The 14057-nt window shown below is 64.8% G+C and carries 22 protein-coding genes and 1 tRNA gene; 10 read left to right on the forward strand and 13 right to left on the reverse strand.

Features of this window, described 5'->3' with window-relative positions; translation table 11 throughout:
- Both KGM94_RS16790 and KGM94_RS16795 read right to left on the reverse strand, forming a co-directional pair.
- The coding region (locus KGM94_RS16790; protein WP_300261458.1) for a carboxyl transferase domain-containing protein at positions 1-1046 on the reverse strand (1046 nt) is incomplete at its 3' end.
- Between the two features lie 83 nt (positions 1047-1129).
- Entirely contained in the window at positions 1130-2302 is a 1173-nt protein-coding gene (locus KGM94_RS16795; RefSeq protein WP_300261461.1) for an isovaleryl-CoA dehydrogenase, read from the reverse strand.
- A gap of 103 nt (positions 2303-2405) precedes the next feature.
- Between KGM94_RS16795 and KGM94_RS16800 the strand changes: the two genes are divergently transcribed.
- Complete coding sequence (locus tag KGM94_RS16800) at positions 2406-3428, forward strand: AraC family transcriptional regulator (protein ID WP_300261464.1); 1023 nt, start codon at positions 2406-2408, stop codon at positions 3426-3428.
- Positions 3429-3463: 35 nt separating this feature from the next.
- Here KGM94_RS16800 and KGM94_RS16805 read toward each other — a convergent pair whose 3' ends face one another.
- Together KGM94_RS16805 and KGM94_RS16810 are read right to left on the reverse strand one after the other, a co-directional pair.
- Complete coding sequence (locus tag KGM94_RS16805; RefSeq protein ID WP_300261467.1) at positions 3464-3733, reverse strand: hypothetical protein; 270 nt, start codon at positions 3731-3733, stop codon at positions 3464-3466.
- A gap of 227 nt (positions 3734-3960) precedes the next feature.
- On the reverse strand, positions 3961-4266 hold the full coding sequence (locus tag KGM94_RS16810; RefSeq protein ID WP_300261471.1) for an ETC complex I subunit: 306 nt from the start codon (positions 4264-4266) through the stop codon (positions 3961-3963).
- 245 nt (positions 4267-4511) lie between these two features.
- Here KGM94_RS16810 and KGM94_RS16815 point away from each other — a divergent pair, with 245 nt between their 5' ends.
- The 3 genes from KGM94_RS16815 (at position 4512) to KGM94_RS16825 (ending at position 6713) form a co-directional block, all read left to right on the forward strand.
- Positions 4512-5672: an OpgC domain-containing protein gene (locus KGM94_RS16815; RefSeq protein WP_300261474.1), complete on the forward strand. Its 1161-nt coding sequence runs from the start codon at positions 4512-4514 to the stop codon at positions 5670-5672.
- A gap of 130 nt (positions 5673-5802) precedes the next feature.
- Positions 5803-6228 (forward strand): translational machinery protein, encoded by a 426-nt coding sequence (locus KGM94_RS16820; RefSeq protein WP_300261477.1) that lies wholly within the window; start codon positions 5803-5805, stop codon positions 6226-6228.
- A gap of 329 nt (positions 6229-6557) precedes the next feature.
- Complete coding sequence (locus tag KGM94_RS16825) at positions 6558-6713, forward strand: hypothetical protein (RefSeq protein WP_300261481.1); 156 nt, start codon at positions 6558-6560, stop codon at positions 6711-6713.
- Between the two features lie 76 nt (positions 6714-6789).
- Here KGM94_RS16825 and KGM94_RS16830 read toward each other — a convergent pair.
- From KGM94_RS16830 to KGM94_RS16850, 5 genes are all read right to left on the reverse strand, one after another.
- Positions 6790-6866, reverse strand: a tRNA-Pro gene (locus KGM94_RS16830).
- Between the two features lie 73 nt (positions 6867-6939).
- Entirely contained in the window at positions 6940-7413 is a 474-nt protein-coding gene (locus KGM94_RS16835; RefSeq protein ID WP_300261485.1) for a DUF192 domain-containing protein, read from the reverse strand.
- 136 nt (positions 7414-7549) lie between these two features.
- Positions 7550-8185, reverse strand: coding sequence for a cold-shock protein (locus KGM94_RS16840; RefSeq protein ID WP_300261488.1), 636 nt, complete (start codon positions 8183-8185; stop codon positions 7550-7552).
- A 198-nt stretch (positions 8186-8383) separates the two neighbouring features.
- Positions 8384-9145: a Sir2 family NAD-dependent protein deacetylase gene (locus KGM94_RS16845; RefSeq protein WP_300261491.1), complete on the reverse strand. Its 762-nt coding sequence runs from the start codon at positions 9143-9145 to the stop codon at positions 8384-8386.
- 109 nt (positions 9146-9254) lie between these two features.
- Positions 9255-9572 carry a hypothetical protein gene (locus KGM94_RS16850; RefSeq protein ID WP_300261494.1) on the reverse strand — a complete coding sequence of 106 codons (318 nt, stop codon included), beginning with the start codon at positions 9570-9572 and terminating at the stop codon, positions 9255-9257.
- Here KGM94_RS16850 and KGM94_RS16855 point away from each other — a divergent pair.
- Positions 9571-9735, forward strand: a complete 165-nt coding sequence (locus KGM94_RS16855) for a hypothetical protein (protein WP_300261498.1) — start codon at positions 9571-9573, stop codon at positions 9733-9735. The two genes, KGM94_RS16850 and KGM94_RS16855, sit on opposite strands and share 2 nt — an antisense overlap.
- A gap of 74 nt (positions 9736-9809) precedes the next feature.
- Here KGM94_RS16855 and KGM94_RS16860 read toward each other — a convergent pair whose 3' ends face one another.
- A complete protein-coding gene (locus tag KGM94_RS16860; protein ID WP_300261501.1) occupies positions 9810-10094 on the reverse strand; it encodes a hypothetical protein in 285 nt (94 codons plus the stop codon).
- Between the two features lie 166 nt (positions 10095-10260).
- Between KGM94_RS16860 and KGM94_RS16865 the strand changes: the two genes are divergently transcribed.
- The gene (locus tag KGM94_RS16865) at positions 10261-10386 is read left to right on the forward strand and encodes a hypothetical protein (RefSeq protein WP_300261504.1); all 126 of its coding nucleotides are present in this window, start codon (positions 10261-10263) and stop codon (positions 10384-10386) included.
- Between the two features lie 28 nt (positions 10387-10414).
- On the opposite strand, the gene KGM94_RS16870 is transcribed toward KGM94_RS16865, so the two are convergent.
- Complete coding sequence (locus KGM94_RS16870; protein WP_300261507.1) at positions 10415-10612, reverse strand: hypothetical protein; 198 nt, start codon at positions 10610-10612, stop codon at positions 10415-10417.
- A 227-nt stretch (positions 10613-10839) separates the two neighbouring features.
- On the opposite strand from KGM94_RS16870, the gene KGM94_RS16875 reads away from it, so the two are divergent.
- Positions 10840-11292, forward strand: coding sequence for a VOC family protein (locus tag KGM94_RS16875; RefSeq protein ID WP_300261512.1), 453 nt, complete (start codon positions 10840-10842; stop codon positions 11290-11292).
- Between the two features lie 175 nt (positions 11293-11467).
- Positions 11468-12115 (forward strand): glutathione S-transferase, encoded by a 648-nt coding sequence (locus KGM94_RS16880; RefSeq protein ID WP_300261515.1) that lies wholly within the window; start codon positions 11468-11470, stop codon positions 12113-12115.
- Positions 12116-12118: 3 nt separating this feature from the next.
- Here the strand turns inward: KGM94_RS16880 and KGM94_RS16885 are convergent, their stop codons facing one another.
- Positions 12119-12286 carry a hypothetical protein gene (locus tag KGM94_RS16885; RefSeq protein WP_300261518.1) on the reverse strand — a complete coding sequence of 56 codons (168 nt, stop codon included), beginning with the start codon at positions 12284-12286 and terminating at the stop codon, positions 12119-12121.
- Positions 12287-12529, reverse strand: coding sequence for a hypothetical protein (locus tag KGM94_RS16890; RefSeq protein ID WP_300261522.1), 243 nt, complete (start codon positions 12527-12529; stop codon positions 12287-12289).
- Between the two features lie 283 nt (positions 12530-12812).
- Here KGM94_RS16890 and KGM94_RS16895 point away from each other — a divergent pair, with 283 nt between their 5' ends.
- Positions 12813-13796 carry a CRISPR-associated endonuclease Cas3'' gene (locus KGM94_RS16895; protein ID WP_300261525.1) on the forward strand — a complete coding sequence of 328 codons (984 nt, stop codon included), beginning with the start codon at positions 12813-12815 and terminating at the stop codon, positions 13794-13796.
- A gap of 80 nt (positions 13797-13876) precedes the next feature.
- The coding region (locus KGM94_RS16900) for a hypothetical protein (protein WP_300261528.1) at positions 13877-14057 on the forward strand (181 nt) is incomplete at its 3' end.

Here is a 14057-nt window from a genome sequence, read left to right on the forward strand (position 1 = left end):
CTGAACAGGATGCCGTTGTTGGCGACGATGCCGACGGGATAGCCCCAGATATGGGCGAAGCCGCAGACCAGCGTGGTGCCGTAGAGCTTCTTGAACTCGTCGAACTCCGAACCGTCGACGATGCGAGCGATGATGTCGCGGACGTCGTACGGCTTTCTGCCGTCGACGGGAACGACGCCGTAGAGATCCTCCGCCGGAAACAGCGGATCGCGCGGCGGGCGCATGTTGAGCGGCGGCCGCGCCGGCGGCTTCAAGGTGGCGACGATGCGCCGGGCGATGCCGATCGCATGCGCGTCGTTCTGCGCGTAGTGGTCGGTGACGCCGGATTGCCGCGAGTGGACGTCGGCGCCGCCGAGCTCTTCCGCGCTCACGACCTCGCCGGTCGCCGCCTTCACCAGCGGCGGGCCGCCGAGGAAGATGGTGCCTTGATTGCGCACGATGATGCTCTCGTCCGACATCGCCGGCACGTAGGCGCCGCCGGCGGTGCAAGAGCCCATGACGATGGCGATCTGCGGGATGCCGAGCGAGGACATCTGCGCCTGATTGAAGAAGATGTGGCCGAAATGCCGCTCGTCCGGGAAGATTTCGTCCTGCAGCGGCAGGAAAGCTCCGCCGGAATCGACCATATAGACGCAGGGAAGATTGTTCTGCCGCGCGATGTCCTGCGCGCGCAGATGCTTCTTCACCGTCATCGGATAATAGGTGCCGCCCTTGATGGTGGCGTCGTTGGCGACGATGACGCATTCGCGCCCGGCGATCCGCCCGACCCCGGTGACGACGCTCGCCGAATGCACGTCGCCGCCATAGAGGCCGTAGGCCGCGAGCGGCGACAGCTCCAGAAAGGCGGTGCCGGGATCGACCAGGAGATCGACGCGCTCGCGCGCCAGCATCTTGCCGCGCGCGGTGTGGCGGTTGCGCGAAGCCTCGCCGCCGCCACCGGCGGCCTGGCCGAGCTTCTCGCGCAAATCGGCGACGAGCGCGCGCATCGCCTCGGCGTTGCGGGCGAAATCCTGGGAGGAAGGATCGACAGTGGGATGGAGCGGCATGTGACCCGCGGTTCTATTTGACGTGGTGAGATGCCGCGACAGGGTGGACTATTTTCGCGGCAATTCCAATTGCGTTGAGACGCTCAGGCGGTTTCCGCCATCAGTTCGCGGCCGATCAGCATCCGCCGCACCTCGGAGGTGCCCGCGCCGATCTCGTAGAGCTTTGCGTCGCGCCACAGCCGGCCGGTCGAGAACTCGTTGGTGTAGCCGACGCCGCCGAGCGCCTGGATCGCCTCGCCCGCCATCCAGGTCGCCTTCTCCGCGGAATAGAGGATCGCGGCGGCGGCGTCCTTGCGCAGCGTGCGCGCGTGACCGCCACGGTCGCAGGCGCGGCCGACGCTGTAGACGTAGGCGCGCGTCGCCTGCCAGGTCGAGTACATGTCGGCGAGCTTGCCCTGCATGAGCTGGAATTCGCCGATCGGCTGGCCGAACTGCTTGCGCTCGTGCATGTAGGGCACCACCACGTCCATGCAGGCCGCCATGATCCCGAGCGGGCCGCCGGCGAGCACCGCGCGCTCGTAGTCGAGGCCGGACATCAGCACCTTGGCGCCCTCGCCGACGCCGCCCAGCACGTTCTCGGCGGGCACCTCGCATTCGTCGAAGAATAGCGGATAGGTGTTGGAGCCGCGCATGCCGAGCTTGTCGAGATGCTGGCCGTGGGTGAAACCCTTGAAACCCTTCTCGATCAGGAAGGCGGTGATGCCGCGCGGGCCGGCCTCGGGATCGGTCTTGGCGTAGACGACCAGCACGTCGGCGTCGCCACCATTGGTGATCCACATCTTGGAGCCGTTGAGAACGTAGCGATCGCCGCGCTCCTCGGCGCGCAGCTTCATTGACACCACATCGGAGCCGGCGCCGGGCTCGGACATCGCAAGCGCGCCGACATAGTCGCCGGAGATCAGTTTTGGCAGATAGCGCTGCCGCTGCGCGTCATTGCCGTTGCGGCGGATCTGGTTGACGCAGAGGTTGGAATGCGCGCCGTAGGACAGCCCGACCGCGGCCGAACCGCGCGAGATCTCCTCCATCGCCACGATATGGGCGAGATAGCCCATGCCCGAGCCGCCATATTCCTCCGGCGCGGTCATACCGAGCAGGCCGAGATTGCCGAGCCGCTTCCAGAGATCGGCCGGAAACAGATTGGCCTTCTCGATCTCGGCGGCGCGCGGCGCGATCTCCGCCGCCACGAAGGCGCGCAAGGTGTCGCGCAGCATGTCGACGTCTTCGCCAAGACCGAAGTCGATGCTGGGAATATCCATGGCGATTCCTCCATTGTTCTCTCGAGCCAGAGCCTAGCGCCGCCGGGGCGCCCGGCCCGGTCGAAAAGGTTGCATTTTCCGCCAGAGTTGGCGAGAGTTTGTCATGCCCTTCCAAGCCTCCGCCGCGACACCCCGCCGCGCCGTCACGCCGGCGGCTTTCGTGCATGGCGTGGTTGCCGCTTACGCCAGATATGGCGGCGATCCTCGAGAGGCCCTCGCGCGGGCGCAGGTGCCGGCCGATCTCGCGACGGACGCGCGGATCACGGCCATCCAGTTCGAGGAACTGGCCGGACATGCCATGCGCGAGCTCGACGACGAGGCACTCGGATGGTTCTCGCGAAAACTGCCCTGGGGTACCTACGGCATGCTGTGCCGCGCCTCGATCACCGCCCCCAATCTCGAAGTCGCGCTCAAGCGCTGGTGCCGGCACCACCGCATCCTGACCGGAGACGTGCTGTTCGAATTGGCCGTTGCCGACGACACCGCGACGATCTCGCTCTGCGAGACGCGCGACCTCGGCGCCTTCCGCGAATTCTGCCTGGTCACGCTGCTGCGCTATGTGCTCGGCTATTCCTGCTGGGCGGTCGACTCCGCGATCGCGCTGCGCGTCGCGGAATTCCCCTACGCCGAGCCGGGTCACGTCTCGGTCTATCCGACCATCTTCTGCAAGAATGTCCGCTTCGGCGGGAAGCGCGCCGCCATCACCTTCGACCGGCGCTATCTGGCGCTGCCGCTCAAGCGCAGCGCCGATGACCTCGACCGCATGCTGAAGGGCGCGCTGCGCCTCACCGTGCTGCCCTATCGGCGCGACCGCCTGCTGGTGGAGCGCGTGCGCCGCATGCTGCGGGCGGCGCGCGGGCACATGCTGCAGGCCGATGACCTCGCCGGCGCGCTCGCGCTGTCGACCCGCACCATGCATCGCCGCCTGCGCGAGGAAGCGACCTCGCTGCGGGAATTGAAGGAGGAAGCCAAGCTCGAACGCGCCAGGCAGGAACTAATCCGCGGCCGCAGCCCGATCAAGCGGATCGCGGAGCTTGCCGGATTCCGCAACGAAAAGAGTTTTTCCCGCGCCTTCCGCCACTGGACCGGCACCTCGCCGCGCGAGTTTCGCAGCCGCTACCGCTGACGGCGCGCGCCGTTGTGGCCTGTCGACGCGTCGGCCTACTTCGGCAAACATTCGACGTTGTAGGCGATGATGACCTGCGCGGGATCCGCCTTGCCGAGGGCTTTGAGGTCTTCGAGGCCGCTCCGCAGCTTGGCGCCGGCATCCTTCAGGCTTCCTTCCAGCGTCGCCTTGGCGGCCTTGCATCGCTCCTCATTTGAGAACTCCTGGAACACCACGTTCGGCTGGAGCCGCCATTCCGCCCGCTCGTTGGTCGCGGCCGGGCTGAACGAATAGGAGAAGACGTACATCAGGACCCACATTGGCATGCTCCAATCGTGAAGTGACGCGAGACGCAGCCCGCGTGTCTGACGGCGTCGCGAGCGACTGCTTCGCGTCGCGGTCCTCACGATGACGCACCTCGCGTCAGCGGCAAGTCATGATCCAGATCAAGGACGCCGCTGATAGTTTCGGCGACGCACGTTACGGAGCGCGGCCAGGGGCCGGTCGCGACCACAGGCACGGAAGGAGGCGCCAGAACGAGAGCCTTGGGCTCTCAATGCGTCCAAGGCTCGCCGCGGCGAAAGGAGAAGTTGTCGGCATAGGCGACCGGCCGACGGATCGATTCCTGGGGTTCGATGACCTCGTAGGGAATGCCCTTGCGCTCGCAATAGGCGACCGCCTCGTCCTTGCTGGCGAAGCGCAGCGTGATCTGCTGCTTCATGTCGCCCGACGACGTCCAGCCCATCAGCGGCTCGACCGCGCGCGGCTGCTCCGGCTCATAGTCGAGCTGCCATTCCCGGGTCTTGAACCTGCCCGATTGCATCGCGTTCTTGGCGGGCTTGAAAATACGTGCGGTCATTGGACGGCCGGACCCCTCGTTGATGCGTCACCGAAGCGCTTGGTGGAAACCGGCGGGATAGTATAGAGACACCTATCGGGAACTTGATCGGTGATTCCTGCAATCCCGGGGTTACCGTGCCGCCGGGTATAGTCATTATGCCGCGCCGTGACAATCTTCTGTCGCGTGGCCTCGTGGCAGGCCGCCCGGCCCGGCCGCGCGGCTAACCCCGGTCTTCCGTCCCCTTCTCGAAAGCATCTCCGCGAATGGCTCTTTTGAAGATCAACGCCACGCTCCCGGAAAAAGGACGCGATCTCCGGCTCGACCTGTTTCGCGGGGTGGCGAACTGGGCGATCTTTCTCGACCACATCCCGGACAACGTCGTGAACTGGATCACGACGCGGAATTACGGCTTCAGCGACGCCGCCGACCTCTTCGTCTTCATCTCCGGCTATACCGCCACCTTCGTCTACGCACGGATGATGCTGGACCGCGGCTTCGTCGTCGGCGCCACGCGGCTGACCAAGCGCGTCTGGCAGCTCTACGTCGCGCACATCATCCTGTTCGTGATCTACATCGCCGCGATCAGCTATCTGGCGCTGCGTTTCGGCGATTCCGAGATGATCGACGAATTCAACGTCGCGGGCCTCGTCGATCATGCGACCGACACGCTCCGGCAGGGGCTGTTCCTGCGCTTCAAGCCGCTCAATCTCGACGTGCTGCCGCTCTACATCGTGCTGATGGGCCTGTTCCCGCCGGTATTGTGGTTCATGCTGCGCAAGCCGGACCTGACCATGGGCCTGTCGATCGCGCTCTGGCTGGTCGCCCGCCACATGGGCTGGAATCTCACCGCCTATCCGGCCGGCGTCTGGTACTTCAATCCGTACTGCTGGCAGGTGCTGTTCGTGTTCGGCTCCTGGTGCGCGCTGGGCGGCGCGCGGCGCTCGATGGCGGTCATCATGTCGCCGATCACGCTGTATCTGTGCCTTGCCTATCTGCTGCTGGCGCTGATCATGACCATGGCCGGCCGCTTCCCGGATTTCGGCGCGATGTTCCCCGACTGGCTCTATTCGACCTTCAACCCCAACGACAAGACCAATCTCGCGCCCTATCGATTCCTGCATTTCGCGGTGATCGTGATCCTGGTGATCCGCTTCGTGCCGAAGAACTGGCCGGGACTGGAATGGCGGATGTTCGACCCCCTCGTGGTCTGCGGCCAGCAGTCGCTGGCCGTATTCTGCGTCGGCGTGTTCCTGTCCTTCGTCGGCCATTTCGTGCTGTCGCTGAGCTCGGGCTCGCTGTTTGCGCAGATCTTGGTCAGCGTCGCCGGCATCTCGCTGATGACGATCGTCGCCTACTACATCTCCTGGTCGAAGCGGCAGGACAAGCCGTTGCCGAAGCCGACGGCGGCGCCGAAGGCCGCCTGATCCGGACCCTCGATTGACCTGCATCAATCGGCCGCGGCGCGAGCCGACTACATTCGCGCCCGCTCGGGCCGTCGGGCCTGCCGCCGCGTCAGGCGGCGGCCGGCGCCCCCAAAGGACAAGGCCAGGACACATGCCAACTCATTTTCACGCCGTGGTTTGGATCGACCATTCGCAGGCGAAGGTCTTCCATATCGGTCTCGACGGCGCTGACGAAGCCACGCTGCATCCGCATCTGCCCACCCGCCATCTTCATCACAAGGCGGGCTCCATGGGCAGCGGCCACGCCGCGCCGGCAAAGCCCTTCTATACCGAGGTCACCAAGGCGCTCGCCGACGCCGGCGAGATCCTGATCATCGGCCCGGCCGGCGCCAAGACCGAACTCGCCCATTTCATCAGGGATCACCAACCCGCGCTCGCCAAGCGCATCGTCGCGGTCGAACCAGCCGATCATCCGTCGGACAGCGAGATCGTCGCCTACGCCAAGCATCACTTCAAGATGCCGCTGCCGCGCGTGCAGGCGCCGGGATCGGCTGCCGGGGAACGGCACCCGCGCTGAACGCGCTCCATGGTTGCTCCAGCACAAGGACGAAGCCGGGCAGATTGGCTGTGGTGAGCGCCAGCGGACGTCTCACTCTTCCCCGAGTCTCCGCGAGACTTCCAAAATGCTCTCGGCGCAGCCGGGAGCATTCTTTTTTTGCCCGGCTCGTCTGTGATGCTTTGTGAGGTCTGAACCGTCCCGTGGCGAAGCGCCTGCGGGTTGAAACGACCTGCACTCTTTTCTAGAATGCACAGGCCATTTGAGTTGAGCGCACCGTGAAGGCGCGCGGCGATTTCGATCCAAAATTGAATTTTTGCAGAATTTCGCTGTTCCGGGTTGATGCGACCATGCATTTGCAATGCCGATGTCTGCGCCTCGCGGTCGTGTATCCGCGGCCGGTCCTGATCCGGCCGGACGCCGAGCCGCCGCCAACGGCCGCCAACGACAACCGCATCGCCTGGCCGCTGACGCCATTTCCTGACGGCTGGTACGCCTCGAACTGACGCGCAGGACCCGAAACGCACGACGCCGCCAAGCGGAATGTCGTCGCTCGACGGTGTCGGCCGGACATTTATGGGCTGGTCGGGGCAGCTGGATTCGAACCAACGACCTGCAGTACCCAAAACTGCCGCGCTACCAGGCTGCGCTATACCCCGAATGCCAGCGGACGGACGTCGATACACGCTTCACGCGCCGCCAGCAAGGCGCCGACGACCGCATCCGGGCCCGCTACTTCGCGCCGAACAGCGGGTGCGCCACGCGGTCGCCCGGCCGGATGCCGTACTTCTGCGCCGTTCCGGCCGCGACCTCCAGCACGCCCTTGGCGAGCCCATTCGACGGGATGATCCGGGTCGACATCGGCTCGGTATTCTCGGCGATGCGCAGGATACGGCCGTCGGCGCGGATGAAGATCATGTCGAGCGAGATGTAAGTGTTCTTCATCCACATCGACACTTCTTGCTCCGGGGAAAAGTCGAACAGCATGCCTTTACCGTCCGGCAGCTCCTTGCGGTACATCAGCCCGGTCTGCTTCTCCTCCTCGGTCGTCGCCACCTCGACGGCGAACACCTGCACGCCGCTTCTCGTGACGATCTCGAGCGGCTGGATGCTGGCCGCCCTGGCGCCGGCGACGGCGGTAAAGAGGAGGACGGCGGCAAGCCAGCCCCGGACCAGCGACCAGGCAATCTTGCGATCGGAACTCATGGGACGGCACTCATGCCAAGGGCGTGAAAGGGATTTTTCGATCCTAACCCGGCGATGATGGCAAAGGCCAGACGACGCCGGGAGCCCAGTCGCTCACGTTTGCGGGAAGGCTCTGGCGAATCGGCCCGGCCGGCCGCTAGTGCGATGACAGCCCCGGCGATCCCGTCTCGGGATGGATCTCGGCCGCCATCATGCCCTTGGAGCCCGGCCCATAGCGCACCAGCACGTACTGGCCGGGCCTGAGCTCGGTCATGCCGAAGCGCCGCAGCGTCTCCATGTGCACGAAGATGTCGGGCGTACCCTCACCGCAGGTCAGGAAACCGAAGCCGCGCAAGCGGTTGAACCATTTGACCTGCGCCCGCTCGAGCCCGCTGGTCGGCGTCACCGTGACGTGGGTGCGCGGCGGCAGCATCTGCGCGGGATGGATCGCAGTCGACTCGTCCATCGAGACGACGCGGAACGCCTGATAGCCCTTGGCGCGCTGCACGCACTCCACGACGATGCGCGCGCCCTCGTAAGCCGTCTGGAAGCCGTCCCGGCGGAGCACGGTGACGTGCAGCAGCACATCCGGCCAGCCATTGTCGGGAACGATGAAGCCGTAACCCTTGGAGGCGTCGAACCATTTGATGACGCCGGCGACCTCGACCAGGTTGGCGCCGGCTTCCCCCAGTCCGGTGAATGGGTTGAGCGCCGGATCGCGGCCGGCATTTGCGAGCTCGCCCGATGCGGGAACTCCAACCTTCTTGGACTCAAATCCGTCCGACGACCCCATAACCCCGGACCCCACACATCCCATGCAGCCCGCCTCTCGGGCGGCGCCGAATCACGCATCTCAACGAGAGAATCCCATCGAGACGCCACACGAATCTCTCGAATCAAAAGATAACACTACCGGTTGGGGCGCATAGACAAAAAAGAGATTCGCCGGAACCTATGAACAGCCTTGCACAGGAACGAATCGCAAAGGGCATCAGTTGCCGACGAACGGACCCAGGGTTTCCCCGATGTCGTGGCGGATCACGAGGTCGGCGATGTCGTCCTGGTCGGTCGGCTCCCGGTTGACGATGACGAGCCGCGCGCCGGAGCTCTTGGCCATCGTCGGAAAGCCCGCCGCCGGCCACACCACGAGCGAGGATCCGATCGCGATGAAGAGGTCGCAATGCTGCGACAGCTCGGTGGCGCGCTGCATCGCATCCTCCGGCATCGCCTGCCCGAACGAGATGGTTGCAGTCTTGACCGGCTCGCCGCACGACATGCAGTCGGGCGCGCCGCCCGCTTCGTCGAAGCAGCGCTTCGCCCAGTCGAGCTGATAGGTCTGCCCGCAACCGATGCAGCGTGCGTAGGTGGTATTGCCGTGCAGTTCGACCACATGATCTGGAGCGAAGCCCGAGGCCTGGTGCAGATTGTCGATGTTCTGGGTGATGACGGCCGGAACCTTGCCGACGCGGTAGAGCGAGGCCAGCGCGCGATGGCCACGGCCGGGTTTCGCCGCGGCGAAGGTCGGCTCCATGGCGAAGCGCCGGCGCCATGCCTCGTCGCGCGCTGCCCGGCTCGCGACGAATTCATCGAACGGGATCGGGCGGTGACGCGTCCAGATGCCGCCGGGCGAACGAAAGTCGGGGATGCCGCATTCGGTTGAAATGCCGGCCCCAGTAAACGGCACGATGGTCCTGGCTTCGGCGATCATGTCGCCGAGCCGCTCGACGCCGCTGCGGAGATCCGATGCAATCATGGACGCGCCGTCCCCTCCTCGAACGCGCTTCTATAGCACGCGGACGGACGAGCGATGCCGGACGCGCGTCCCGCTGCATGCCTGTCATTCGGGCTGCGGCGAGGTATCCTCAGGCCGCTTGCGCTGCGGCGTCGCCGGGTTCCTCGCCCTGGTCGCCCCCCTTGCGCGGCTTTGGCGCGGCGGCTGCGACCAGCGCTTTCTTGGCTGGCCTGCCGTACCGGGAGAGTCTTTCAAAAACAACATTGCCGATGCGCTTATCCACCGTGAAGCGCCGGCGCGCAGCGGAATGATACGTCTTTCGCTCATCACAATCCTGCAATGCCTCTTCCGCATTGACGCCCCATTCGAGGTCGTCAATGCATGCGTGGGACGACTCAAAGACCGCGCAAGCGAGCAGCGAGTCGGTTGTCGAGAAAGGAATGGTCATGACCGAACCAGACGAATTCAAGATCGGCGAGCGCGAGGAGATCGCCGCGCGCGTGGCGGCATTCCGGGCAACGCAGGAAAGATTCAAGCGCGAGCGCGAGGAGTATTTCGTCGCCACGCTGGACAATGTCCGCAAGGTGGAGCGGCCCTCGTTGTGGCCGTGAGCGCCTGATGATCGAAGAAAAAGCCCGGAGCATCGCTCCGGGCTTTTCGCCGAGGGCACTTGGCCGGCGGCGCCTTACCAATGCCGGTAGTGGTGATGGTAGTGTCGATAGTAACGGGGACCGCCGTAATAATAAGCATAAGGGCCGGGACCGTAGTAGTAGGACGGCCCGTAATAGTAGCCGGGGCCGTATCCATAGCCGTAATACGGGTGCGACGCCGCGATTGCGCCCGCCGCGAGCGCGCCGGCCGCCAGACCGAACGCCAGACCCGGACCGATGCGATGTGCCTGCGCGGGCGAGGCCATGCTGGTCACGCCGACAGCCGCAACGGTCGCCAGAACTGCCAGTGTTTTCTTCATCGTTCTCCTCCATCCGCAACTGCAGATCCAACGCCTGCGGCGGGCGAAGGTTGCACGCCAGGAAGGATCGCGATGGGCATGGAACCGAAGCTCGTTACTGCGTCGGGCGCGGGAACAAACGCGCGATCCGAACGTTGTCGCTGTTCCCTCGGAAACAGGGTTCGCCATGCCCGTCTGGCTGGAAGTGCTCCTCAACCTCGTCGGATATGTCGGCTTCCTGGCGCTCGTGCTTCATAGCGGTACGCGCAACGGGAAGTCCGGCGACGACCACATCTGCGGCGGAAAATCCTGAGGTCGAAGCTTACTTGGCGCGCGGCGGCTCAATTGGCCCGCGGCGCCTGTCCGGCGGTGCGGACCAGCCGGTCGGCCTTCGTCAGCGCGCGCGTGTCTTCGAGCTGCGGCCGCAGCGAAAAGCCGATCAGCACGAAGGCCGCGCAGAACAGCACGCCGACCACCGCAACGCGGCGATAGGTCTGCCTGTCAGCCTGGAAAAATGACGGCGTCGCGAGCGGTCGCATGATCGGCCTCCGTCCGCGACACCTATCGCAACGGCCGCGCGCGGCAACGCGAATTGGCTCTTAACCTAACCGGGTAGGGTTATCCGGACCGAAGCAAGCTTTCGTCGCAGGCGTTCGGCGGCAGGCACGCTGCCATGCGAAGGCTTGTATGCCCTCCCCCTGCCCTCGCTCCGCATTTGCTGCTAATGAACGGCGCGAACCAGAACCGTCCCAGGGAGAAAAAGACCATGCGTTACCTCCACACCATGCTGCGCGTGCGCAACCTCGACGTCGCGCTGAAATTCTATTCTGACGCGCTGGGACTGAAGGAGGTGCGGCGGATCGAGAACGACAAGGGCCGCTTTACGCTGGTGTTTCTCTGCGCAGCCGAGGATATCGACCTGCTCAAGAACCTGCCGAAGACGCGCGGCGCGCCGCTGGTCGAACTCACCTACAATTGGGACGAAGAGAAATACGGCGAGGACCGCCATTTCGGCCATCTCGCCTACGAGGTCGACGACATCTACGCGACCTGCGAGAAGCTGATGAAGGCCGGCGTCACCATCAACCGCCCGCCGCGCGACGGCAACATGGCTTTCGTCCGCTCGCCCGACCTGCACTCGATCGAGTTGTTGCAGAAGGGCGACCCGAAGCCGCCGCAGGAGCCGTGGGCATCGATGCCGAACACCGGACACTGGTAGGCTCGCAGCACCGGCGCCATTCGCCGGAAACGCAAGCCAGCGCCCGGAACAAAGCATTTGTGCGAAAGCTCCGCCGCAAGCGGAGCTTTTTGCATGAGGCGGGCATGCAATTGCACGTCGCCTTCGGCGCGAAATTCCGCTATCACCCGCGAACGAGACGAGCGGGGAGGACGGCGTGCCTGAGAACGAGCAGCCGCAACTGACGATCTGGGGCCGCGCCAACTCGGTCAATGTGCAGAAGGTGCTGTGGTGCCTCGCCGAGCTCGATCTGCCGTTCCGCCGCATCGACGCCGGCATGCAGTTCGGCCGCACCCGCGACCCCGACTATCTCGCGATGAATCCCAACGCGCGCATCCCCACTTTGGTCGAGGGCGACTACGTGCTGTGGGAATCCAATTCGATCATGCGCTATCTCTGCCTCGCCCATGGCCGCGGCACGCCGATCTATCCGGCCGCGCCGAGACCGCGCGCGGCCGTCGAGCGCTGGCTCGACTGGACGCTGTCGACCCTGCAGCCGGCCGAGCGGTCGGTGTTTTGGGGACTGGTGCGCACCCCGCCGGCCGAGCGCGACATGATCCAGATCCAGAAGGAGGCAGACGCGGCCGCCGAGCTCTGGCAGATCGTCGATCGCCAGCTCGCGTCGCGGCGCTGCATGGAGGGCGAGGAGTTCACGCTCGCCGATCTCGCGCTCGGCGCCTATGCGCGGCGCTGGCTCGGCGTCGAAGGCGTCGTCCGTCCGACGTTGGCCCATCTCAACCGCTGGTACGCCGAGATCGCGACCCGCCCCGGCTTCGTGCAATACATCGCGCCGCCGTTGTCTTGAAGATCACCGCCAGCCGCGCTCGAGCACCACCACGACGAAGATCAGCGCGAGCGTTACGGCGGCCGTTGCTAGCCGCGCGGTCCAGCCCATGCCGCGACTGACCCACCACAACAACGCGCAATACATCGCAACGGCCATGATGAGGTCGAGCTGCGACCCGTCCGCCAGCATCTATCGCCGGACGGAGCCGGCGACGCCGACGTCGAGCGCTCCGCCGATCTTCACGCAGCTTCCGGTGCTCTCGACCCTGACGAAGCCGGGGCCGTAGGCGGCGCAGGGATTGGCGCCTGCCGGTCCCCGCAACGGCAGCGTCTTGCCGGCCGCCGCCTGGGCAGCACGCGGACGGCCCGGCGTCTCGGCCGCAGCAGCGGAGACTGCGATGAGCGTGATGAGGATAACAAGAGGCGCGCACATACCCATGTTCCAATACTTACGCGTCCGCGGGGCCATCCGCAGCGCCGACGATGGATGATGGCAGACCAAGGCCTTTTTGGCGCGCCATTCTGAACAAAACTGCGAACTTATATATAGTTGATATTGCTATATAATTTTTGAACGAAGGTCAAGGTAACGCCTACGTCTAACACGTTGTCACTATGCGGCCAGAGACGATCATGAGCGAAGGCAGTTTCCATGACGGCTGTTTTTCGGCAATGTTCAAGACCCGCGCACGACCGCGGTCGGTACTGGAAATTGCATGTTCTTCGCTCATTCGCTTGAAGGCCAGGATCGGGATGCATGGCAGCCGTTGGCGGAGCATCTGGAAGCAGTATCGCGGTTGACTTCACTGCGGGCGGAAAAGTTTGGAGCGGCACGTTTGGGCGCCATCGTCGGGCTGCTGCACGATCTCGGAAAATACGCGCAAGCCTTTCAGGACTACATCGCCGGCATCGGGCCGAGCCGGGATCACGCGACGGCTGGAGCCCAGGAGATCCAACAACTCGCTGCCCCAAGCGGAGCCGACCGCATTGCCGCATTGATCGGGGCCTATTGCATCGCCGGTCATCATGGAGGCCTGCCCAACTGGAGCAGAGACCGCGCGCTGTCGGAGCGTTTGAAGAAGCAGCTTCCGGAACTAAATCCGGTCTGGCGGGACGAACTCGCACCCGTGGCACACGGTCTCTTTTCGACGAATTTCAAGTGGGACGGAGCTGCAGACCGCGCAGCCTTCCAACTCGCGATGCTCGGACGAATGCTGTTCTCCTGCCTAGTTGATGCCGACTACCGCGACACCGAACGATTCTACGCCGAGGCCGAAGGGGGCAGCGTCGATTGCGATTGGCCCGTGCTGGCCGCGATCATTGAGAGCCTTATCGCCCGCTTTGATTTGTACATGGCTGGCATGGCCACCCGAGGAGGGGACGCCCTTCTTGCTCTCCTGCGGGCCGATATCCTCGCTCACGCACGTGGGAGCCTGGGCGGACCCGACGGCCTTGCGATGGACGAGCAGGACAACCTCGCCATCGCTCATGCCGGTCTCGGCACCGTCTGGATTTTCGACCGCCTCGGCGAGCCGCTCTATCGGGTTCGCTCCTGCCAAGGCCTCGCCACCACCAACCTGGCCTATGGCGGCCCCGACAACAAGAACCTCTACATCACGGAATCGGAGACCGGCTGCGTGTTGGTTGCGCGCATTCCTGTTGCTGGACGAGTCATGGCATCGCATCAGCCTTCATGTTGAGGAAGGTTCGATCAATCATATATTGATGCTTGGCGTGACCGCTTCGGGAGCGGCGATGGCCGCGTGGCCGGACGACATCATTGAGCATCGGGATCGCGTCGCACATCTGCCAATGCCTGCGGCTCGACCAGCAGGCCTTGTCGTTCATAGCGACCCCGAGTTCTGCTGAAGCGCACGACCACCGCGTGTCTGGTGCTATTCGCCTTGGCGCGCCGCGTGAGCAAGGCATCACCCGCCGGCAGAAATTCGAGATCATCGAGG

The sequence above is a fragment of the Bradyrhizobium sp. genome (genome assembly GCF_028868675.1).
Lineage (GTDB): Bacteria > Pseudomonadota > Alphaproteobacteria > Rhizobiales > Xanthobacteraceae > Bradyrhizobium.